General features: G+C 73.5%; 16 protein-coding genes. 15 read left to right on the top strand and 1 reads right to left on the bottom strand.

The window, feature by feature from the left end; translation table 11 throughout:
• Positions 1–142 precede the first annotated feature (142 nt).
• From ACZ6MA_RS06560 to ACZ6MA_RS06535, 6 genes are all read left to right on the top strand, one after another.
• The gene (locus ACZ6MA_RS06560; RefSeq protein WP_469431594.1) at positions 143–439 is read left to right on the top strand and encodes an acyl carrier protein; all 297 of its coding nucleotides are present in this window, start codon (positions 143–145) and stop codon (positions 437–439) included.
• Positions 436–1659: a beta-ketoacyl-[acyl-carrier-protein] synthase family protein gene (locus tag ACZ6MA_RS06555; protein WP_469431592.1), complete on the top strand. Its 1224-nt coding sequence runs from the start codon at positions 436–438 to the stop codon at positions 1657–1659. The genes ACZ6MA_RS06560 and ACZ6MA_RS06555 overlap by 4 nt, the downstream gene beginning before the upstream one ends.
• Positions 1656–3977 carry an MMPL family transporter gene (locus ACZ6MA_RS06550; RefSeq protein ID WP_469431591.1) on the top strand — a complete coding sequence of 774 codons (2322 nt, stop codon included), beginning with the start codon at positions 1656–1658 and terminating at the stop codon, positions 3975–3977. The genes ACZ6MA_RS06555 and ACZ6MA_RS06550 overlap by 4 nt, the downstream gene beginning before the upstream one ends.
• Before the next feature lie 176 nt (positions 3978–4153).
• Positions 4154–5092 carry an isocitrate lyase/PEP mutase family protein gene (locus ACZ6MA_RS06545; RefSeq protein ID WP_469431590.1) on the top strand — a complete coding sequence of 313 codons (939 nt, stop codon included), beginning with the start codon at positions 4154–4156 and terminating at the stop codon, positions 5090–5092.
• 348 nt (positions 5093–5440) lie between these two features.
• Positions 5441–7987 (top strand): tetratricopeptide repeat protein, encoded by a 2547-nt coding sequence (locus ACZ6MA_RS06540; protein WP_469431589.1) that lies wholly within the window; start codon positions 5441–5443, stop codon positions 7985–7987.
• 292 nt (positions 7988–8279) lie between these two features.
• Positions 8280–8909 carry a 50S ribosomal protein L25/general stress protein Ctc gene (locus tag ACZ6MA_RS06535; RefSeq protein ID WP_469431587.1) on the top strand — a complete coding sequence of 210 codons (630 nt, stop codon included), beginning with the start codon at positions 8280–8282 and terminating at the stop codon, positions 8907–8909.
• 84 nt (positions 8910–8993) lie between these two features.
• Here ACZ6MA_RS06535 and ACZ6MA_RS06530 read toward each other — a convergent pair whose 3' ends face one another.
• A complete protein-coding gene (locus ACZ6MA_RS06530) occupies positions 8994–9803 on the bottom strand; it encodes a uracil-DNA glycosylase family protein (RefSeq protein WP_469431585.1) in 810 nt (269 codons plus the stop codon).
• A 131-nt stretch (positions 9804–9934) separates the two neighbouring features.
• Between ACZ6MA_RS06530 and ACZ6MA_RS06525 the strand changes: the two genes are divergently transcribed.
• From ACZ6MA_RS06525 to pip, 9 genes are all read left to right on the top strand, one after another.
• Complete coding sequence (locus tag ACZ6MA_RS06525) at positions 9935–11602, top strand: amidohydrolase family protein (protein WP_469431584.1); 1668 nt, start codon at positions 9935–9937, stop codon at positions 11600–11602.
• Positions 11603–11811: 209 nt separating this feature from the next.
• A complete protein-coding gene (locus ACZ6MA_RS06520; RefSeq protein ID WP_469431583.1) occupies positions 11812–13053 on the top strand; it encodes an amidohydrolase in 1242 nt (413 codons plus the stop codon).
• A 316-nt stretch (positions 13054–13369) separates the two neighbouring features.
• Positions 13370–14638, top strand: coding sequence for a phenylacetate--CoA ligase family protein (locus tag ACZ6MA_RS06515; RefSeq protein WP_469431581.1), 1269 nt, complete (start codon positions 13370–13372; stop codon positions 14636–14638).
• Complete coding sequence (locus ACZ6MA_RS06510; RefSeq protein ID WP_469431579.1) at positions 14635–15954, top strand: MFS transporter; 1320 nt, start codon at positions 14635–14637, stop codon at positions 15952–15954. The genes ACZ6MA_RS06515 and ACZ6MA_RS06510 overlap by 4 nt, the downstream gene beginning before the upstream one ends.
• Positions 15951–17087, top strand: coding sequence for a GNAT family N-acetyltransferase (locus ACZ6MA_RS06505; protein WP_469431577.1), 1137 nt, complete (start codon positions 15951–15953; stop codon positions 17085–17087). The genes ACZ6MA_RS06510 and ACZ6MA_RS06505 overlap by 4 nt, the downstream gene beginning before the upstream one ends.
• Positions 17088–17092: 5 nt before the next feature.
• On the top strand, positions 17093–18250 hold the full coding sequence (locus tag ACZ6MA_RS06500; RefSeq protein ID WP_469432264.1) for a LuxE/PaaK family acyltransferase: 1158 nt from the start codon (positions 17093–17095) through the stop codon (positions 18248–18250).
• Positions 18250–20757, top strand: coding sequence for an aldehyde dehydrogenase family protein (locus tag ACZ6MA_RS06495; protein WP_469431575.1), 2508 nt, complete (start codon positions 18250–18252; stop codon positions 20755–20757). The genes ACZ6MA_RS06500 and ACZ6MA_RS06495 overlap by 1 nt, the downstream gene beginning before the upstream one ends.
• 100 nt (positions 20758–20857) lie before the next feature.
• The gene (locus ACZ6MA_RS06490) at positions 20858–21673 is read left to right on the top strand and encodes an alpha/beta fold hydrolase (protein WP_469431573.1); all 816 of its coding nucleotides are present in this window, start codon (positions 20858–20860) and stop codon (positions 21671–21673) included.
• Between the two features lie 193 nt (positions 21674–21866).
• Complete coding sequence (pip, locus tag ACZ6MA_RS06485) at positions 21867–22823, top strand: prolyl aminopeptidase (protein ID WP_469431572.1); 957 nt, start codon at positions 21867–21869, stop codon at positions 22821–22823.
• The last annotated feature ends 221 nt before the right edge of the window (positions 22824–23044 follow it).

Genomic DNA, 23044 nt, shown 5'->3' with positions numbered 1-23044 from the left:
GCGCGTGTCGGTGGACCCGCGGCATCCTGGCGGGTGACGCTGCATCGGACAAATAGCCGGAATATAGCGCAATGACATCAGACAGCTGATAAGTCAAACGTGCGATGGCCCGGTGTCCGGCTCCGATCGAGGAGAGCGATCGATGGAACCCGCTTATGACCTGATGGCCTGTCTGCTCACCGAGCACTTCGGCGTCCCCGAGGAGGAGATCAACCCGGACGCGACGTTCGAGCAGCTCGAAGTCGACTCGCTGGCCAGGGTCGAGCTGATCACCATGCTCGAGGACCGACTGCAGGTGACCCTGCCCGAGGAACACGGTGACGCCACGGTCGGAGAGGCCGCCGCGTACCTCGACCAGCTCGTGGCGGGCCGCCCCGACGGGAAGCCGGCCGCCCCGGCCGGGGACCAGCCGGTGGCCGTGGCCGGGCCCGCGCGGTGAGCGCCTTGGACGCCGCCGTCACCGGAATCGGCATGGTGACGCCGGCGGGGCTCGGCCGGGAGGCCACCTGGGACGGACTGTGCGAAGGAGTGGGCTTCGGCGCCCGGGACCCGTGGCTGGCCGGGCTGCCCGTCGACTTCTCCTGCGCGGCCCACGACTTCGACGGCGGGGCCCTGCTCGGCAAGCGCATCACCTGGCGCAACGACCGGTTCATCCACCTGGCCATGGTCGCCGCCCGCGAGGCGGTCGCCGACGCGGCCCTGGACACCGGCACCTGGGACGGCCCCCGGGTGGCCGTCGTCCTCGGCTGCGCCAGCAACGGCGGCGACCGCTGGCCCGCCGAGTACCGCAACCTGGCCGAGGGCCGGGTGCAGGCCATCTCGCCGACCGCCCTGCTGCGTTCGCTGCCCAACATGGTCGCGGGCGAGGTGTCCACCGACCTCCAGGCGCTGGGCCCCTGCCTCACCACCTCCACGGCCTGCGCGGCGGGCACCACGGCGATCGGCACCGCCCGCGACCTGCTGCGGACCGGGGCCTGTGACATCGCGATCGCCGGCGGCACCGACTGCGCACGCGTCTCCATGGGCTCGGCCGCCTTCTACCGGATGGGGGCACTGTCGGAGAACCGCGAGAACCCGGCGGGCGCGTCCCGGCCGTTCGACGCGGACCGCGACGGGTTCGTGCTGAGCGAGGCGGCGGCCGTCCTCGTCCTGGAACGGCCGGAGTACGCCCGTGCCCGTGGTGCGCGCATCCGCGGCTACGTCTCGGGCTACGGGGCCTCCAGCGACGGATTCCACCCCACCCGGCCGGACCCGGAGGGAGCCGGTGCGCGCCGCGCGGTGCTCGCCGCGCTCGCGGACGCCCGCGCCGACGTGTCGGAGGTGCACCACGTCAACGCGCACGGCACGTCCACGCCCCTGAACGACCGCGTGGAAGCCTCCATGCTCTCGAAGGTGTTCCGCACACCCCCGCCGGTGACGTCCGTCAAGGGCGCCATCGGGCACTCGCTCGGGGCCGCGGGCGCGATCGACGCGGCCTGCACGGTGATGTCGCTGGAACGCCAGCTCATTCTGCCGACCGCCAATCTGGACCGGCTGGACGACGGAATGGATCTGGACGTGGTGACGAAACAACCGCGACGGCACCGCATGGAGGCGGCGATCAGCGACTCCTTCGGCTTCGGCGGGCAGAACGCCGTGCTGTTCTTCCGGGCCGCGTGACCTCCCAGGACCTCGCCACCGCCCCGGCCCCGGACCCCCCGAGCGCCACGGGGACCGGGGCCGCGGCCGGTGCCGCACCCGGCCGCACCGGGCGCGGCCGGGCATGGCTCCTTTGCGCCCTCGCCGCCGTGCTGACCCTGCTGCTCGGCGTGGCCGGGGCCGGCACCCAGGAGCGGCTGGCCAACGGCGGCTACACCGCGTCCGGCACCGAGTCCGCACGCGCCAACCGGATGCTGACCGACCGCTTCGGTGGCGCCAACTCCGATCTCGTGCTGCTCGTAGAGGCCGCCGGCGGCGTCGACACGCCGCGGGCACAGGCGGAAGGGCGGCGGCTCACCCGGCGGCTGGCCCACGCGGCGGGGGTCAGCGGCGTGCGCTCCTACTGGTCGGGTGGCGCGGCCGGCACCGACGAGTCCCTCCGGTCCACGGACGGGACCCAGGCGATCGTCACGGCCGACCTCACCGGAGCGGACCGCGACGCCGCGCGAACCGCCGAAGCCCTGGTGCCCCGACTCGCCCGCGACCACGGGGCCTTGCGCGTGTGGGCCACCGGACCGGCCTGGGTCAGTGTGGAGGCCGGCCGGGTCAGCCAGCGCGACCTGGTACGCGCCGAAATCGTCGCCGCCCCCCTCACCCTGCTCATCCTCGTCCTCGCCCTGCGCTCCCTGGTGGCCGCGCTCGTCCCCCTCGTGATCGGCGTGGTGGCCGTCGTCGGGACCGTCGCGCTGCTGCGGCTGCTCAGCTACGCGATGCCGGTGTCGGTCTTCGCGATGAACCTCACCACCGCGCTCGGCTTCGGACTCGCCGTGGACTACGGGCTGTTCCTCGTCACCCGCTACCGCGAGGAACTGCGCGCGGGCGAGCCCGTGGCCGCCGCCGTCGCACGGACCGCGCGCAGGGCCGGGCACACCGTGGCCGTCTCCGCCTGCACCGTGGCCCTGTCGATGTCGGCCCTGCTGGTACTGCCCCTGCCGTTCCTGCGGTCCATGGCCTGCGCCGGAATCGCGGTGGCCCTGCTCGCCGCGGCCACGGCCACCCTGCTCGTCCCGCCCGTCCTGACGCTCCTCGGCACCCGCGTCGACCGCTGGGACCCGCTCGCCCTGCCGCGCGGACGGCGGCACGCCCGACCGGGGAAGCCACGGGCGGACAGCCCGGCCTGGCGGCGCGTCGCCCAGGTCGTCACCCGGCGCCCGGTGTACTACGGCGGCGGCTGCGCGCTGGCGCTCCTGGTGTTCGCCTCGCCCTTCACCCACGTGAACTTCGGCCTGTCGGACGAGCGGGTACTGCCCGCGCACACCGAGGCGCACCGGACGTCCCAGGCCATCCGCGAGAACTTCGTCTCCCGCGCCGAACGGAACCTGACGGTCGTGCTGCCGGACGCCGACGGCGTCCACGACCGGGCGGCACTGCTCGCCTACGAGCACCGGATCGCGGCACTGCCGTCCGTCGCACGCGTCGGCTGGATGCCCGTGCCCCGGGGGGAGGCAGCGCACCCCTGGGCGAACGCCGTCGGCACCCCCGCCACGGCCGCGCGGCAGGACCGGGTACGGGTCGCCACGCCACCCGGGCCGGGCGCCGTGCTGACCGTGACCGGCCCCGAGGACCCCCAGTCGGCCGCCGGACGGGACCTGGTGAAACGACTGCGGTCCCTGCCGGCCCCCGGCGCGCGGCTGGTCACCGGGCGCGCGGCGTACCTCGCCGACACCCGGGACGCGGTGCGCGACCGGCTGCCGCTCGCGGCGGGGATCGTCGTGGTGACGACGTGGACGATGCTCTTCCTGCTCACCGGGAGCGTGCTGCTGCCCGTGAAGGCACTGGTGATCGGGGCCCTCAGCCTCGGCACGAGCTTCGGGCTGATGGTCCACGTCTTCCAGGACGGCCGGCTGCGCGGTGTGGTCGGGGAGTTCACCGTCACCGGTGCGCTCGACATGACGATGCCGCTGCTGATGTTCGTCATCGCGTTCGGCCTCGCGATCGACTACGAGATCTTCCTGCTGTCGCGCGTGCAGGAACACTACGCACTGACCGGCGACAACCGGCGGTCCGTGGTGGAGGGCGTCGCGCGGACGGGCCGGCTGGTGACCACGGGCGCCCTCGCGGTGGCCGTGGTCACCGGTGCCCTCGCCACCTCGGGGGTGACACTGCTGAAACTGCTGGGCACGGGGCTCGCGGTCGCCGTGCTCGTCGACGCGGTCCTGGTCCGCGGAGTTCTGGTACCGGCCTGTCTGACCCTGGCGGGACGTGCCAACTGGTGGGCCCCGGCCCCACTGGCCCGGGCCCACGCGTGGCTGAGCACCCGCCTTGACGTTGGCCACTAGGGCTTTTGTGCCGCCTGCGGCGGCGGGCGCCCTGCGGGCGCGTCCTCAATCGCCGGACGGGCTGGCTGTGGCTGACCTCAGCCACAGCCAGCCCGTCCGGCGATTGAGGACACCGCACGAGTCGCCGGAGTCGGTGAACCGCGTTCACACTGGGGGCAGCGAGTCAGGAGACACCGATGAACAACCGGCAGCGCTTCCGCGCCCACCTCGCCGGGCCGAAGATGCTCATGGTGCCGATCGCGCACGACCCGCTGTGCGCCCGCATCATCGAGGGCGCGGGCTTCCGGGCCGTCGGCGTCGGTGGCGCCGCGAGCGCCGCGGCACTGCTGGGGCGCCCCGACGCCCGGTTGCTGAGCGCGCGGGAGATGGCGGACGTCGTCTGGCGGACCGTCGACGCCGTCGACATCCCCGTCTTCGCGGACGCGGACGACGGGTACGGCGACGTCACCCACGTAGCGTGGACGGTACGGCAGTATGAGAGCGCGGGCGCTGCCGGCCTGTTCCTGGCGGACCGGCCCGCGCGACGGCAGCACGGGCGGGCCGTGGGCGAGCGGGAAGACACACCGGGTGGCACCGACGACAACACCGTGCACGCCACGGAGAGCGGCACCGTCGTCGTACCGGCGGCGGAACTGATCGGCAGGATCGAGGCCGCCGTCGCCGCCCGCCGGGACCCCGACATGCTGATCATGGCTCGTACGGACGCCCTGCCGGTCCACGGGATCGACGAGGCCCTCGACCGCGCCCACCGGTGCGTGGACGCGGGGGCCGACGCGATCTGTGTCGCGCACCCCGCCTCGCCGGAGCAGATGCGCCGGATCACCGAGGAGATCACCGTCCGCCGCGGCATCCCGGCGATGGCGGACGCGAGCCCCGGCGCCACGCCCCCGCCGACGGCCGCCGCGCTCCAGGAGATCGGCTACGCGCTCGCGCTGTATCCGACGCTGGCCACCCGGGCCCTCGCGCGGGCCGTGGGCGAGGTGATGGGCGAACTGTCCTGGAGCGGGGACACCGAGCCGTTGGCGGACCGGCTGGCCCCCGCCGAGGAGTTCCACGCCCTCGCCGGCCCGCCGGAGCACCCCCGAGCCGTCGGCCCGGCCACTGCCAGGAGGTGAACACGACGGCGAACGGGTGACACCCGGGCACGGGGGATGCCCCGGGGGCGGGCGGCAGCCGACGGGCAGGGAGCGCCACCCATTTTCAGCCGCGTCCGGCACCCGGCGGCCACCCGGCGGGAGCGCGGGGGGCGTGCCCAGCGCACAGCCCCCTCCGCCGTGCTCGGATGCCTGGACAACCCGCTGATCCCCCGGGAGCGGACCCGCCCCCACCGTCGCGACGGGGTGCGGACGCCGGGGGTGTGCGCCCCCGCGTCCCTCGTGACCGTCCTGTCCGCTGCCTATACTTTCCGCCGTGTGCGGGAGGCCGCGACGGGCCGAACCGGCTCGTGCGGAGGGGGAATTCCGGTGTCTGAGCAAGACCTTTCCCTTCAGGACCTGATCTCGCGCCGGCACCGGTCCGGCTTCGTCGGCCGGCAGGCGGAACTGGCCGCCTTCCGGGACACCTTCCGCCGCCCGCCCGACGACACCTCCCACCGCTTCGTGTTTCATGTGCACGGCGACAGCGGAGTGGGGAAGACCTTCCTGCTGCGCCAGATGGAGGAGATCGCCCGCGGCCGGCGGGCGGTCACGGCCTTCGTGACCGATTCGGTCAACAGCACGCCCGAGGCCATGGGCCGTATCAGCGCCGCGTTCGCCCGGCAGGGCTTTCCGCTCCGCAAGTTCGACCGTCTGCTGGCGGACTACCACCAGAAGCTGTACGAGGCGGAGACCGCCTTCCGCGCCACGGTGCTGGCCGCCCGGCACGACGGCGACGGCCGGGAGGAGGCGCCCTCGGCCGGTGGCCGGGCCGCCGCGCAGCTGAGCCTGGCCGCCCTGGGGCTGGTCCCCGGGCTCGGCGTCGTGGCCGGGGCGCTGGACTCCGCCCAGCCGGCCCAGGGCGCGGACCGGGTCCGCGCCCGGCTGACCGCCTGTTTCCACAGCCACGACGACGTGGAACTCGTGATGTCCCCCCTCAAGGCCCTGACCCCCGCCTTCACCGAGGACCTCCGCGACGCCGCCCGCCGCAGGCCCTGGCTGGTGCTCTTCATCGACACCTACGAACGCACCGGGCCCGTCCTCGACAGCTGGCTGCGCGGCGTCGTACTGAGCGAGTCCTACGGCGCGCTGCCCGCCAGCACCGTCGTGGTCCTCGCCGGGCAGCGCCGGCTCGGCACCGTCGGCTGGGGTGACTACCCCGACGTCGTCCGGCACCTGCCCCTCGATCCGTTCACCGACGCCGAGGCACGCCAACTGCTCGCGGCCAAGGGCGTCGTGGAGGAGACCGTCGTCGAGGACATCATCCGGGTGTCGAGCCGGCTGCCCGTCCTGGTCTCGCTGCTGGCCGAGAACCACCCGGGCGGCCCCCACGAGGCCGGCGACCCGAGCGGCACGGCCGTGGAGCGCTTCCTGAAAGGGATCAGCGACCCCGTGCGCCGCGAGGCGGCCGTGGCCGCCGCCGTCCCCCGGCAGCTGAACGAGGACGTGTACCGGGCCGCCGTCGCACCGGAAGCCGCCCACCTCTTCGGCTGGCTGCGCACCCAGCCGTTCGTCACCGACCACGCCGGTGTCTGCCGCTACCACGAGGTCGTACGGACGAACATGCTGCGCCTGCGCTTCCACAGCGCGCCGGGCCGCTGGTACGCGCAACACAGCCGGCTGGCCGGCACGTTCGAGGGGTTGCGCCGGCGGATCGAGGAGGAACTCCCCCCGGAGGGCCGGTGGTGCGACGAACGATGGGTGGAATGCCGGCTGGAGGAGATGTACCACCGCCTGTGCGCCTCTCCCCACACCACACTGCCCGCCCCGCTGAGCTTCGTCGTCGACGCCTGCGAGCACGACCCCGCCCTGATCAGGCGCTGCTGCCGGATCCTCGTCGAAGCGGGCGAGACGGCCGGTCTGGAACCCGCCCGCGCCCTGGGCCGGCACATCCTCGACGTCCTGACGGACGATCACCTGGACACGCTGCGGGCGCTCGACGTCGTCCTGGCCGAGGCCACCCTCGACGCCGGGGACCGTGCCCGCGCCTTCGTGTTCCGGGCGGAGAAACGCCGCTGGGCCGGGTACCTCGACGACGCACTCGCGGACTACGGGCAGGCCCTGCGGTGGGACCCGGCCTCCGCGCGCGTCCACACCAGCCGTGGCATGCTCCACGCGTACATGGGCCGCTTCGACGAGGCCCTCGCCGACTTCGACCGCGCCCTGGAGATCACCCCCGAGGCCCCCGCCGTCCTCGCCAACCGCGGTTACACCCACCGGCTCATGGGCCGCTTCAACGAGGCGCTGGCCGACCTCGACCGGGCCCTCGGCATCCGGCCCGCGCTCGGCTGGGCGCACGCCACCCGCGGCACGTGCTACCTGGCGCTCGGCCGTTACGAGGACGCCGTCACCGCCTTCACCCACGCGCTGGACAGCGCCCCCGGCAACGCCATGGCGCTGGCCGGCCGGGCCGCCGCCCACCGGGTCCTGGGCGGCTACCCGCAGGCGATCGCCGATCTCGACCGGGCCCTCGCCGTCAACCCCGACTTCGCGTGGGCCTGCGCGCTGCGCGGCGCCGCCTACCGGCTCCTGGAGCGCTACGACGAGGCGGTCAGGGACCTGACCCGGGCCATCGCCCTCAGCCCGCGCTACGACTGGGCGATCGCGGGCCGGGGCGAGGCCTACCGGGTCACCGGCCGCTTCGACGAGGCCCTCGCCGACTTCGACCGCGCGCTGGAGATCAACCCGGACAACGACTGGGCCGTCGCCGGACGGGGCGCGACCTACCTCGACCTCCGCCGTCTGCCGGAAGCGGTCCTCGACCTGCGACGCGCCCTGGAGATCAACCCCGACAACGACTGGGCCCTCGCCAAGCGCGGACAGACCTACCGCCTCATGGGCCAGGACTTCGAACATCCCGGCCTGCGGCAGGCCTGAACCAAGCCCGTCCGGCGTTTGAGGACGCGCCCGCAGGGCGCTCTGCCGCCGCAGGCGGCACAAGGGGCCGTCGGCCGAGGAACCCGCCGGCCAGGCGAGCGGCGACGCGCCGGTTCGGCCGGATGGAGCAGGGTTGGATCATGCGGTGCCCCGGCTGGGTAAACTCGCGGCGTTGCTCGGCGCGGGAGGCCGTACTCATGGGGTGCGGCGACCGTTGTCGGCGCACCCCTCGTACCAGGCCCGCCGTGGCCGGGCCACCGTCACCGGACAGTCCGAACACGAGGAGTGCGTCATGGCTGAGGTAAAGCTGAGCGCCGAGCTGCGTAATGACTTCGGCAAGGGTGCCGCCCGTCGCACCCGTCGTGACAACAAGGTCCCCGGCGTCATCTACGGGCACGGCGCCGACCCCAAGCACGTGGCGATCGACAGCCACTCGCTGATGATGGCCCTGAAGACACCGAACGTCCTGCTCAGACTCGACGTCGCGGGCAAGAGCGAACTGGTCATCCCCAAGGCCGTGCAGCGCGAGGCCATCCGCGGCTTCCTCGTCCACGTGGACTTCCTGGCCGTGAAGAAGGGCGAGAAGGTCACCGTCGAGGTACCGGTGCTCACCGAGGGGGATCTGGCACCGGGCGGCAATCTGCTGGAGCACATCCTCAACGCCCTGCCGGTCGAGGCCGAGGCCACCCACATCCCGGAAGGGGTGACGGTGTCCATCGAGGGCCTGGAGGCCGGTCACACCATCCGGGCCGGGGACATCGAGCTGCCGCGCGGCAGCTCCCTGGCCATCGAGGAGGACGCCGCGGTCCTCCAGATCGTCGCCGCCCAGACGGAGCCGGCGGCGGAGGAGGAAGAGGAGGCCGAGGAGGCGGTGGCGGCCGCCGCGCCGGCCGCGGCCGAGGAGGCTCCGGCCGAGAGCTGACCACCGTGCCGCCCGGCCCCGGCTCCCGCGCTTCCCCACCACGGGAAGCGCGGGAGCCGGGGCCGCGCGCCACCGCGGAGGCCGTCAGAACGGGCGCTGGGACAGCGGGACCCGCACCGTGATCGTGGCCCGCTCCTCCGCCGTCGGCCCCTGACGGCTCGCCCACGGCTCGCCGCCCCGCATCCAGGCCGGCAGACCGGCGGGCAGGTCACCCTCGGGGATGTCGCCGAGATCCGCGGGTGCGAAAACCTCCCCGTAAGGGGCCGGCGCCACCGGGGCGTCCGGTGTGACCACCGGGCGCAGGGCGTCCAGGGCGGCGTTCCAGGCGCTGAGCGTCTTCGCCACGGCGACCGCCCGGGGTGTTCCGCAGGACGCGGCGCCGTCGGGGCGGGTGGGGTCCGGGATGGGCTCGTAGGCGCCGTCGTAGGCCTGTCCCGCGGGGGTCTCGCGCCAGAGGCGGAACGCCGTGTCGGCCGGCCGGCCCAGTGCGACGACGGCCTCCACGGGACTGCTCGCCATCAGGGCGTCCAGCCACGTGTGCCGGTACAGGGCGATGCCGGGGTCCACCGCGTGGGCGTCGCCCGTGTGCCGGCCGTGGACGCCGTACAGATACGTGTTGACCATGACGTAGCCGGTCCCGATGCCGAGCTTGGCGAGAAAGCCCTGCACGCGCCGCCCCGCCGTGCCGACCAGGACCCGCCGGACGACGGCCTCGTGCGCCCCGGGCGCCTCGCCGAGGACCAGCACCCGGGCCGTGCCGTCCAGCCGCCCGCGATGGAAGACCGGGCCCCATTCCGTGCGGAAGTCCCGGGGCGGGTAGGTCTCCGTGCCGGGAAAGACGCGTGCCAGCGTGGCATACGGCTCTTCGGCACAGCCGGGATCGAAGTCGTGCATCGTGCTTCTCCTGTACGCCGCCCGGGCCCGCCAAGGCCTGCCGGTGTGGTGAGCGCGGCGGCCGCACCCGTGGGAAAATTGTTACCTCATACCAGGACTGTTCCCTGTACGCACTGCGGAGGGACCAGCGGATGTCACCACCCGTAGAGCCCCCGGTGGACCCCCTGGCGGGACCGCGTTTCGCGTTGCGGGGCCGCGTCGTGACGATGAACGCCCGGCACGACGTGCTCGACGACGGTGTCGTCTACGTCGACCGGGGCGTCATCGACGCGATACGGCCCGCCGCGGCCGGCCCGCCGGAAGGCCACGAGCTGACGCCGGTCGTCCGCAGTGGCGGCAGCGTCTACCCCGGGCTGATCGAGCTGCACAACCACCTGCCGTACAACGTGCTGCCGTTGTGGCAGGTCCCGGAGAACTACCCGAACCGCTCGCGGTGGGGCGGGGCCCGCAACCCCGACTACCGCAGACTCGTCACCGGACCGATGCGCGTCCTGGGCGAGGACGCCGCGCTGATGCCCGCCGTCGTGCGTTACGTCGAAGCCAAGGCACTCGTCAACGGAACCACCACCAGCCAGGGCATCGCCCTGTTCTCCAACACCGGAGCCCGCCGCATGTACCGGGGGGTGGTACGCAACGTCGAGGCCACGGACGACCCGGCGCTGCCCGAGGCGGCCTCCAGGATCGCGGACGTCGAAGCCGTGGACGCGCGGAAGTTCCTGGCCCGGCTGAACCAGGGACGCCGGCTGCTGCTGCATCTCGCCGAAGGCCGCGACGAGGCCGCCCGCAACCACTTCCTGGCCCTGAGGTTCCACGACGACGGCGGGCACGAGAAGTGGGCCATCACGGAGAACCTGATCGGCATCCACTGCGCCGGTCTGCTCGCCGAGGACTTCCCCGTACTGGCCGCGCACGGCGCGTCCATGGTCTGGTCACCGCTGTCGAACCTGCTGCTCTACGGCCGGACCGCCGACGTGGCCGCCGCCCGGCGGGCCGAAGTGCCCCTCGCGCTGGGATCGGACTGGTCGGTCTCCGGCAGCAAGGGACTGCTCGGCGAACTCAAGGCGGCCCGGCTGGCCTCGGCCGCCGCGGGCGGTGTCTTCAGCGACCGGGACCTCGTCGACATGGCCACCCGCAACCCCGCCGTCATGCTGCGCTGGGAAGCGGCCCTCGGTTCGCTGCGGGCGGGCGCGCGGGCCGACCTCCTCGTCGTGGCCGGGGCGGCGGGTGACGCGTACAGCACGCTGATCGACGCCCGGGACGGCGAGCTGAGCCTGGTCGTGATCGCGGGCCACGCGCGCTACGGCACGCGGGCGCTGATGGAGGCCCTGGCCCCGGAGACGGAACTGGAGACCGGGGTGCGGGGCCTGCCGGCCGGCCGGGCGCTGCACCTGGACCAGGAGTCGGCGGACCCCGCCGTGGGCGCCCTCACCGTCGCCGAGGCCGCCCGGCTCCTCACCCAGGCGCTGGCGGACCTCCCCGGCACCGCCGACCGGGCCCGCCGGGCACCGCCCGAGGAAGGCGTCGCCGGGCCGCGGTGGCGGCTGGCCCTGGACGAGATCGAGCCGACGGGCGCCGAACTCCGCCCGCGGCTGCCCCTGCTCGAAGCGGGCCGGGCCGTGCCCAGCGGGCCCGTCGTCGGCGGGCCGGACGCAGGACTGGAGGAGGGCCCGGCCGACCTCGCCTCCCTGCGGCTGGACGGGCTGACGGCGGCCAAGGACGCGACGTACCGCGGCACCCTGGCCGAGGAGGCCAACCTTCCCCCGGGCTTCGCGGACCGGCTCGCGGAGTCGCTGGGCTGAACCACCGGCCGGAGCGCGGCCGGCGTCGCACCGTCACCCGGACGGCCCACACCGCGTCGACGCGCCCGAGCGCGTGTCCCACCGGGTCCGGCCGCCGTTCCACGGCCGGGCCCGTTCCACGACGCCGGCCGAGCGGTCGCGGGTGAGGGCCCTTCGGGTGAAGCTGGAGCCCGCGGAGGGGCATCGGAGGGATCGAAGGGTGTCGCGCCATGTCAGACGAAACGACGCGGGTGCTGGCCGGCCTCGACGAGGCACGGCGCCGTGAACTGGCGGGGCTGTACCGGGATTTGCACTCCCACCCGGAACTGTCCTTCGCCGAGCACCACACCGCCGCGGAGGTCGCCCGCAGATCACGGGCCTACGGGTACGAGATGACCGAGGGCGTCGGCCGTACCGGTGTGGTGGCGGTCCTGCGCGGTGGCGCCGGGCCGACCGTACTGCTGCGGGCGGACTTCGACGCGCTGCCGGTGCAGGAGCGCACCGGGCTGCCCTACGCGTCCACCGCCGCGGGGGTGATGCACGCCTGCGGCCACGACATGCACACCACCTGTCTGCTGGGCGCGATGCGGCTGCTGGCCGAGGGCCGCGAACACTGGTCCGGGACGGTACTGGCGGTCTTCCAGCCCGCCGAGGAGACCGGCCAGGGGGCACGGGCGATGACCGACGACGGCCTCTTCACCCGCTTCGGCAAGCCCGACGTGGTCCTCGGCCAGCACGTCATACCGTTGCCCGCGGGCACGGTCGGCTGCCACCCCGGCACGGCCTACGCCGCGACGGACGTGCTGCGGGTGCGGATGTACGGCGGGGACGGGCCCGACGCGGCAGCCGGCCCGGCGGACGCCATGGCGCGCCGGTTGCGAACGGCGTTCACCCGGGAGGCCAGTGACACGGGCACCGTGCGGATCACGGTCGGTGACCCCCCTTCCGCCTCGGCGGCCGGTGCGCCGGAGGGTGACGTCCCGGTCGTGGCCGAGCTGACCGTCAGCCTGCGCACCCGCTCGCAGCCGTTGCGGCAGCGCGCGCTGGCCGCGCTGGAGCGGGCCGTACGGGACGAGGCCACCGCCATCGGCGCCGCCCGCGAACCGGAGATCATCCGGCTCGGCACCTTCCCGGCGCTGGTCAACGACGTGGACGCGGTGGACCGCACGATGACCGCCATCGGTGCCGTGATCGGCGCGGACAAGGTGGCCGACCCGGGACCGCTGCCCGGCGGCGAGGACGTCGGCGTGTTCGGCACGGTGGCCGACGTGCCGGTGTGCTTCTGGCAGTTCGGCGGCATCGACCCCGCCACGTACGCCAAGGCCGAGGCCGCCGGCACCACGGCACGCGACGTCCCTGCGAACCATTCGCCGTTCTTCGCCCCGGTCATCGAACCGACCCTGACCACCGGGGTGACCGCCATGGTGGCGGCCGCGCTGGCCTGGCTCGGCCCGGGCGGCGGCAGGCACTGACCCCCGGGCCCGGCGGACTCCGGTCGCCGGGCCCGCCGCGTGATCGTCACCCCCGCGTCACCCCGCTGACGCCGGGAGTCCGTCTGTCGTTGGCCCGCATGTTCGTACACCGTTAAATCATTGCTAATTCAGGCCATCTGTGTAAGAAGCGAAGGAAGAATTGCGGTATCTTCTTCGATGTTCCGGGGGGACGTGATCATGCGTGGGTGGCTTCGTCACCCACCCCCGTCGAACACCCGTAGTCAGGTGGCGGGCTCTGAGCCCCGCCTTGCCGCGCACGCCCGTCCTTCCTCGTATTCATCCAGACAAGGCCTTCATGCCCGTCCATCAGCTCTCGGACCTCATACGTCACGCCCGTCATCACTCGCCGTTCTACGCCGAGTTGTACGCCGACCTCCCGCCGGACGTGGACCGCCTCGCGGACCTTCCCGTCGTGGACCAGAGCGCGTTCTGGCGGGCCAACACGCTCGTCGACAACCGGGTGTTGACCGCACCCCTGGCCGAAGCGACCGTCTTCAAGACCGGCGGCACCAGTGGTGCGCCGAAGTTCTCCTGCTACACCCGGGAAGAGTGGCGGGAGTTCGTCACCGTTTTCGGCCAAGGTCTGCTCGACGCGGGCCTGCGCCCCGGCCACCGCGTCGCCGACCTCTTCTACGCCGGGGAGCTGTACGCCAGCTTCCTGTTCGTCCTCGACTCGCTCGCGCACGCCCCGGTCGACAACGTGCGGCTGCCCATCGGCGGCGGCGCCCCGCTGGAGTCGACGATCCCCACCCTCCACGACTTCGCCGCACAGGTGGTGGCCGGCACCCCGACCACCCTGTGCCGGCTCGCCGAGCACCTGATCTCCATGGGCCGTCAGCTGCCCGACGTGGAACTGCTGTTCTTCGGCGGCGAGGCGCTCTTCGACGACCAGCGCCGGCTGCTGGCCGCCGCCTTCCCCCGCGCCGAGGCCCGCTCGCTCGGCTACGCCAGCGTCGACGCCGGACTCCTCGGCCGCCCCGTGCCCGGCCCGGACGCGCGACTGCACCGCGCGTTCACCCCGCACTCCGTCGTCGAGATCCTCGACGAGACCACCGGCGAAGTGATCACCGAGCCGTACCGGCCCGGCCGCGTCGTCGTCACCAGCCTCTTCCGCCGCCTCATGCCCATCATCCGCTACCCCGCGGGCGACCGCGCGGAATGGACGGACACCGAAGGGCACTTCCGCATCCTCGGCCGCGCGGAGGAAGGCGTCCGCGTCGGACCCGTGTCGCTGTACTCGCAGGACGCGCAGGCCGCCGTCACCGCCGCCGACACCCGGGGCCGGATCATGGGCTCACAGCTCGTGGTGCGCCGCTGGGACGGCCGCGACGGCCTGGTACTGCGCCTGGCCACCGCACCGGGCGACGACGACCCGGCGGAGCTGGAGGTCCTCGCCAAGGAGATCATCACCGAGCTGTACACGGCCCGGCCGCTGTACCCCGACAGCGAGCGCGCCGGATTCGTACACCCGTTGACCGTCGAGTGGGCGCGCCACCGCGACCTCGCCGTCAACCCCCGCTCGGGCAAGCTCGTCCGCGTCATCGACGAGAGGCCGACCGCATGAGCGCCCCGACGACCGACACCGGCCGCGCGCGGCCGCTCGTGCTGCGCAACCGCGCCTTCGGCACCGTATGGCTGGGCCAGGTACTCACCCAGGCCGCGGTGCGGATGTTCCAGGTCGGCGTGTCCTGGTGGCTCGTCGCCTACGCCGTGACCAGCGGCCGCGGCCTCGCCTCGGGACTGTTCATGGCGGTCAGCACGCTGCCCGCCGTGACCCTCGCCCCCGTGGTCGCCCGGGCCATCGCCCGCTTCGCGCACCGCTCCCTGCTGCGCACCGCGGCCGGTGCCGCCGGCGCCACCGCGGCGGCGCTCGCCGGCTGGGCCTTCGCGAGCGACCTGCCGCTCGCCGCCGCGTACGCCGCGACCCTGGCCCTCGCCACCTGCCAGGCGTTCTTCGACCCCTGTCTGACCACCTCCGTGCCCGAACTCGTCGACGACGAGGACATCGAGGCCGCGACCGGCTTCGAGCTGTCCACCCAGTCACTGGCCAGCCTCGGCGGGGCACTGCTCGGCGCCCTGATCGTCGACCGCGCCGGGGTGGCCGGGCTCGCGGTCGGCTGCGCCGCCGCCTACCTGTGCGCCGCGGCGCTCATCACGACGGCACGCTTCCGCACCTCGCCGGCCGAGGCCGCCGAGCCGGCCGGTGAGGGCGCCGAGGCCCGCCGGACGCTCCGACAGGTCCTCGCCGATCTGCCCTTCGTCCGCAAGATCCTGGTCTGCTTCGCCGCGGCCAACCTCTTCACCACCGCCGTCTTCGTCGTCATCCCGCTCTACACCAAGTCGGTGCTCCACGGCGGCGGTGGCACCGTCGCCCTGCTCGAAGCCTCGCTCGGCGCGGGCACCCTGATCGGCTCCTTCTCCGGTGCGCGGGTCCCGGGCCGGCCCACCGTCGTCGGCTCGCTGTGCCTGGGCACGATGGCCGTCGTCCTCGCCCTGCCCGGCCTGATCGCCCAGCGGCCCGTCATCGCGGGCTGCCTCGCGGTGGCCGGCTGGTGCGTCGGGGTGATCGGCGTCCGCTTCGTCGCCCTGTTCCAGCGGCTGGTCCCCACCGGTGACAAGCCCGCCTTCTTCGCCGTCATGCAGGCCCTGCTGGGGGCGACCTTCCCCGTGGCCTCCCTGCTGTTCGGCCTGCTCGGAGACCACCTCTCCGCGCAGACACTGTGCCTGATCCAGGCGGCCGGTCTCGTCCCCGCGGCCTGCGCCCTGGCGCTGCTGCGCGAGCGTGCCACCCCCACCGGCACCGAGGACGCGCCGGACGTGCCGGACGTGCCCGCGCCGGAGACCCGGGTACCGGCCGATACCGCGGGAGCACAGCGATGACCGCCACGATCGACAGGGCAACCGCCGCCGACATCGCCGATCTGCGCCAGCTCTACTACGCCGTCTACGGACCGCACTACCCCGTCGCGCTCGGCACCGACCCCGCCGAGATGTCCCGCCTCATCGCGGACCCGCACTCCCTCTGGCTCGTCGCCCGCTGCCCGCGGACCGGCGGTCTGGCCGGATCGGCGGCCATCCGCGGCGAGGACGGCAGCCGCACCGGCAAGCTCGAGGGCCTCGCCGTCCACCCCGACCACCGGGCGGCCGGCCTGGCCGGGACGCTGACCGAGGAACTGTGCGCGCGGATGCTGGACACCGGCCGCCTCGACTCGGTGTACGCGACGGTCCGCACCGTCAGCACCGGCCCGCAGCGCGTCGTCTCCCGCAACGGCTTCCGGCCGATGGGCATCCTGCCCAACGCCGTGGACCTCAGCAGCCGCGAAAGCCTCGCACTCTACGCGCGTCACTCCGCCGGGGTGCTGGACCGCCGGCTCCCCGTGCCCGAGGTGCCCGCACCCCTGGCACCCCTGCTGCGCACCGTCGAACGCAGCCTCGGCATCAGCTACGCCGACACCCGGGCCACCGCCCCGCTGCCCGCGCCCGCGGAACCGACGGCGGGCGTACTGGAGATGATCGAGGCACCGGCCTTCGTGCGCCGCCGCTTCCACGAGCGCTTCCCCGACGCCACCCAGTGGTACTACCCGCTGCACACCCCCAACGTGCTGCTGATGCCCGACGACGGCCGCTTCGAGGTGTACGCCTACCTCAACCGCACCGGGGGCTACTGCGCCCTGGTCGCCGCGCACCCCGCCCCGGCCGACGCGGCCGCGTGGCTGGAGCCGATCACCCGGACCCTCACCCGGGCCGGCGCGGGCTACGTCGAAGCGCTGCTGCCGCTGTCCCAGCACGGCCTGCTCTCCGCCTGCCTCGCCCAGGGCTTCATCCCGAGCGCCCTGTACCCGGCGATGCGCCCCGAAGGCGACGGGTTCACCGACTACGTCGTCATGACCCGCACCACCGAGCAGATCGACTTCCGCGGCCTCGCCGTCGACGAGCCGCTCCAGCCCTACCTGGACGCCTACGTGTCGGCCTGGGCGTCGACCTACCTGCCCACACTCGAGGTTGCCCCGTGAACGCGCTGAACCCCCACCTCGCCCCCGTCGACGTCCCGGACCCGGCACTGCTGCCGCGCGTCCAGGAACTGTGCGACCTGACCGACCCCTACGCCTGCGGGCCCGCCGAGGACGAACTGTTCGCCGCGGCCATGGCCGAGACCAACGCCTGGCACACCGCACGCTCCCCGTTCTTCCGCAAGCTCCACGAGGCCCACCAGAAGAGCGAACCCGCCGCGGACTTCGCGGCCCCGCTCGTGCACGCGAACTTCTTCAAGCGGCACGAAGTGCTCTCCATCCCGCGCGACGACGTCCATCTGCACCTGACCTCCTCCGGCACCACCGGCCAGAAGTCGCAGATGTTCTTCGACGAATGGACCATCCGCTCCGCCCAGCGCATGGTCGCCCGCATCTTCGACCGCAACGGCTGGATCACCCCCGACCAGCCGGTCAACTACCTCCTCTACAGCTACGAGCCCGCCCGGGACCTGAAGCTGGGCACCTCCTTCACCGACAACTACCTGTGCGACTTCGCCCCCGCACGCCAGGTCGAATACGCCCTGCGCGACACCGGCAACGGACACGAATTCGACCCCTTCGGCTGTGTCGCCGCGCTGCGCCGCTACGCCGAGGACGACATCCCCGTCCGCATCCTGGGCTTCCCGGCGTTCCTGTGGTTCACCCTGGAGCGGATGCGCGCCATGGGACTGCCGCCCCTGACGCTCCCCGAGGGCTCGCTGATCCTCTTCGGCGGCGGCTGGAAGGGCAACGCCGACCGGCAGATCGGCAAGGAGGAGCTCTACGGGCGCATCACCGAGCAACTGGGCGTCCCCTCCGAGCGGATCCGCGACACCTTCGGCTCGGTCGAGCACTGCGTCCCCTACATCGAGTGCGACCACCACCGTCTGCACGCCCCCGTCTGGTCCCGGGTGTTCATCCGCTCCACCCGCACCCTCGAACCGCTGCCGTACGGCGAGAAGGGCTATTTGCACCTCGTCTCGCCCTACATCACCTCCGTACCGGCGCAGAGCGTCGTCATGGGCGACCTCGCCTCGCTGCACCCGGGCGAGGAATGCGGCTGCGACCTGGACACCCCCTGGTTCACCCTCCACGGCCGTGCCGGGGTGAGCCGCAACAAGAGCTGCGCGGTGGCCGCCGCCGAACTGATGAAGGGCATGTCGTGATGACCGAAAGCGTGCAGCACCACTACTGGCAGGGCACGTTCGTCGACGACGAGGAAGCGGGCCGCCGCCTGGCCGGCCTGCCCGCCACCGTCGAGGCGGCGCTGGCCGAACCGCTGGACACCGAGACCGTCCTGGCCGCCTGTGAACAGCTCGCGGCCGCCCTGCGCGACCCGGCCCACCCCACCCACCTCCGGCTGGCGCGGCACCTGGCCGAGGGCGAGGACACCACCGTCCTCACCGAACTGGCCGCCTTCCTCAGCCGGTCCGAACTGACCACCAAGCTCAAGCGCGAACTCGGCGGCACCAGCCCGCAGCGGCTCAACCGCCCCGACGCCAAGGAGACCGTCTACGAGGCCTGGGCCCCCGTCGGCCTCGTCGCGCACATCGCCCCCGGCAACGCCGCCACCGTCGCCCCGCTCAGCCTCGTCGAAGGACTGCTCGCCGGGAACGTCAACGTCCTCAAGACCAGCAGCGCCGATACCCTCCTCGCCCAGCACCTGCTCGCCGAACTCGCCGCCCTGGACCCCACGGGAGCCATCGCCGAGCGCGTCATCGTGCTGCGCTTCCCCTCCTCCCGGCAGGACTGGCTGAGCCTGATGTGCGCGCCCGCCGACGCCGTGGCGGTGTGGGGCGGCGAGAGCGCCGTCGAAGGCGTGGCGGCCCATGTGCCCGCCGGCTGCCGGCTCGTGGAGTGGGGCCACAAGATCTCCTTCGCCTATCTCACCGCGGACGCCTGGCGGGACCCGGCCGCCCTGGCCGCCCTGGCCACCGACGTCTGCCTGCACGAACAGCAGGCCTGCTCCAGCCCGCAGGTCGTCTACCTCGACACCGAGGACGCGGGCGAGGTCTTCGCCTTCGCCGAGCGCTTCGCCGCCGTCCTCGGCACCATGCCGCCCGCCGAGGGCGCGGACCCGATGGGCCCCGCCGAGGCGGCCGAGCTGACCACCACCGAACTCATCGCCCGCCTCGAGGAACACCTGGACCTCACGCGCGTCATCGCGGCCCCCGACGGCTCCTGGCGCGTCATGGCCGACACCCGGCCGGCCCTCACCGCCTCCCCGCTGCACCGCAGCGTGTGGGTCAAGCCGCTGCCCCGCAAGAAGCTCCTGGGCACCCTGCGCCCCATGCGCCGCTATCTGCAGACCGCCGGAATCGCCGGCGGCCGCACCGACATCGCGGAGCTGTCCCGGCTCGCCCTGGCCGCCGGGGCCACCCGCGTCACCCCGCTCGGCCGGATGCTCGGCGGCTACTCCGGCGAACCGCACGACGGTGTCTACGCCCTCCAGCGCTACAGCCGCCGCGTGGCCGTCCAGGCCGACGAGCGCTTCGCCACCACGGCCTGCCTCGACGACCTGACCCGGCCGGTCTCCTTCCCGCCGCCCACCGGGCCGCTGCTCGACAAGGCCGCCGTCCAGGAACTCAACGAGAGCGTCGACCGGCGCGACGCCGAGCTGTACTTCCGCAGCGGCGGCAGCACCGGCAAGCCCGCCCTGTCCCTGTTCACCTACGACGACTACGACACCCAGATGCGCGCCGCCGCCCGCGGCCTGCTCGCCGCGGGCTACGACCCGGCGCGCGACCGTACCGCCAACCTCTTCTACTGCGGCGGCATGTACGGCGGCTTCATCAGCTTCTTCTCCATCCTGGAGCGGCTGGGCGGCACCCAACTGCCGATGGCGGCGGGCCCCGACCACCGCGTCACCGCCGAGGCACTGGTCGCCCATGGGGCGGACACCCTGTTCGGCATGCCCTCCTACCTCTGGCAGCTCCTCCACGAGCAGGCCGACCTGCTGCGCTCGTACGGCGGCATCCGCAAGATCTTCTACGGGGGCGAGCACTTCACCGCCGAGCAGCGGCGCACCCTCAGCGAGACCTTCGGCATCGAGACCATCCGCTCCATCACCTACGGCAGCACCGATCTCGGCCCGCTCGGCTACCAGTGCACCGAGTCCACCGGCGGCGTCCACCATCTGCACGCCGATCTGCACACGATGGAAATCCTCGAGACCGAGGCCGACCGGCCGGTGCCGCCCGGCGAGATCGGCCGCCTGGTCTTCAGCACCCACGCCCGGCGCGGCCAGAACCTCGGCCGGTACGTCATCGGCGACCTCGGCCGCGCCCTGCCCGGCCCCTGTGCCTGCGGCAACCGGTCCCCGCGCTTCGAACTGCTCGGCAGGGGCGGTGACGTGATGCGCGTGGCGGCGTACTTCCTCAACTACCGCCGCTTCGTGGCCATCGCCGAGCAGGACTGCGGCTACCGCGGCGAACTGCAGGTGCTGCTCGCCCGCACCGACGTCCGCGAACAGCTCACCGTCCGCGTCGAGGCCACGGACACGGCCGGGCCCCAGGAGCTGCGCGCGGCCTTCCTGGCGGGTTACGAGGAACTGCGCTCGGCCGTCGACGACCGGCTGCTCGACCTGATCGTGGAGACGGCCGACGGCGCCGACTTCGCCCGTACGGCGACGAGTGGCAAGCTGCGCGCCGTCGTCGACGACCGGCAGGGCTGAGCCGTCCGCCCGTGGCTTCGGCGGACCACTGCCACGGTCCGCCGAAGCCACGGACGGTGCCCGGTGGCGCGCGCCGACGGACGCCGTCTAGCGTGACGTCATGAGCACAGAACACTCCACGAACGGACCCGAGTTCGACGTCGTCGTGCGCGGCGACGGCCCCGCCCTCCTGCTCGCCCACGGCGCCGGCGGGGGGATCCAGGGCAACTTCGGTCTGGTCCTCGACGACCTGGCCCGGGACCACACGGTCATCGGCCCGCACTACCCGGGCTCCGGTGCCACGCCCGCCGCCACCGGCCCGATCCGGCTCGACGACCTCGCGGACCGGTTGGTGGCCGCGGCCGTCTCCCGCGGGCACGAGACGTTCGCCGTCGTGGGCGAGTCACTGGGCGCGGCCGTCGCCGTCCGGGCCGCCACCCGGCACCCGGAACGGGTCACGGCGCTCGTGCTCACCGCCGGGTTCGCCGTCGCGGACCCGGCGCTGGCGATGGCCACCCAGTTCATCAAGGTGCTCGGGGCGGCGGGGGAGTGGGGCGCCCTCGCGCGGCTCGGCTGCGTGACGTGCATGTCGGACTCCGACGAGGCGGGCTACTCCGCCCCGGAACTCGACGCCGTGATCCAGCGGTTCCAGGAGGGGATGCCACCGGGCATACTGGACCACTTCGACCTGGTGGCCCGCGTCGACGTCCGCGAGGACCTGCCCCGCGTGCAGGCACCCGCCCTCGTCGTCATACCGACCGGCGACCGCCTGATCCGCCCCGAGAACTCCCGCCGGCTCGCCGACGGCATCCCCGGCGCCGAAGTGGTGGAACTCCCGGGCGCGGGCCACATCCTGAGCGAGCGGGACCGCGCGACGTGGCTGCGGCTGGTACGCGCCTTCCTCGTCGGCGCGGGATCACCCCCACGCCGGCCCTGACCGACCGCCCGTACGCTCCGCTGCGGTGACCTCAAGCGCCGGACAGGCCGCTGTGTTGTGTCCTCAAGCGCCGGACAGGCTCGTATGGCCGACCTCAGCCAAATCAAGCCCGTCCGGCGATTGAGGACGCGCCCGCAGGGCGCCCTCGTCGCCGCAGGCGACATCAAGACCGCCCGGAAGTGAAACGCTTCGTATGGAACTCCATCCCCCCACCGAGCCCTACGACCACGGCATGCTCGATGTCGGCGACGGTCACCACGTCTACTGGGAAGTCTGCGGAAACCCCGCCGGCAAGCCCGCCCTCGTCGTCCACGGCGGCCCCGGGTCGGGGTGTTCGCCCGGCGCGCGACGGTACTTCGACCCCGACCGTTACCGGGTGGTCCTCTTCGACCAACGCGGCTGCGGCCGCAGCACACCGCACGCGAGCGATCCCGCGGCGGACATGCGCCACAACACCACCGAGCATCTGCTGCGCGACATGGAGCGCCTGCGCGAACACCTCGGCATCGACCGCTGGCTGCTATTCGGCGGATCCTGGGGATCCACCCTCCTCCTCGCCTACGCCGAACGCCACCCGCACCGGGTCTCGGAAATCGTCGTCACCGGCGTCACCACCACCCGGCGATCGGAGATCGACTGGCTCTACCGGGGCGTCGCGCGGTTCTTCCCCGAACCGTGGGAGCGCTTCCGGGCCGGGCTCCCCGCCGCCGACCGTGACGGCGACCTGGTCGCGGGCTACGCACGCCTGATGGAGGACCCCGACCCACAGGTGCGGGCCCGGGCCGCGCACGACTGGTGTGCCTGGGAGGACGCGGTCGTCTCGCTGGAGCCGAACGCCGCTCCGGCTCCCTACAGCGGGCGTCCGCCGGCCGGGCGGCTGGCCTTCGTCCGGATCGCCACGCACTACTTCTCGCACGGCGCCTGGCTGGAGGAAGGCGCGCTGCTGCGCGACGCGGGGCGGCTGGCGGGCATCCCCGGTGTGCTGATCCACGGCCGGCTCGATCTGAGCGGACCCCTCGGTACCGCCTGGGAACTCTCCCGGGCCTGGCCGGACGCGCGGTTGGTCGTCGTCGGCGACTCGGGGCACCTGGGCAGCGACACCCTTCGCGCGCAGGCGCGTCGCGCACTGGACGGCTTCGCCCGGAGCTAGGGCCTGTCCGGCGGGTCTTCGGCTACCGACCGGCTTTGCCGCCTCTCGCCTGGCCGGCGGCTTTTTCGGCTGCGGGCCGTCGTGGCCGCCTGCGGCGGCGGGGCGCCCTGCGGGCGCGTCCTCAAACGCCGGACGGGCTTGATTCGAGCCCGCTGGGGGTCCCCAGCGGTGGTGTACACGCCACAGGCCGCAGCGCCCGCCCACATGATCCGCCGGACACG

This window comes from Streptomyces sp. NPDC042259 (assembly GCF_055582085.1).
The sequence above is the reverse complement of the archived record's forward strand: the minus strand, read 5'-3'. Positions and strand labels throughout refer to the sequence as shown.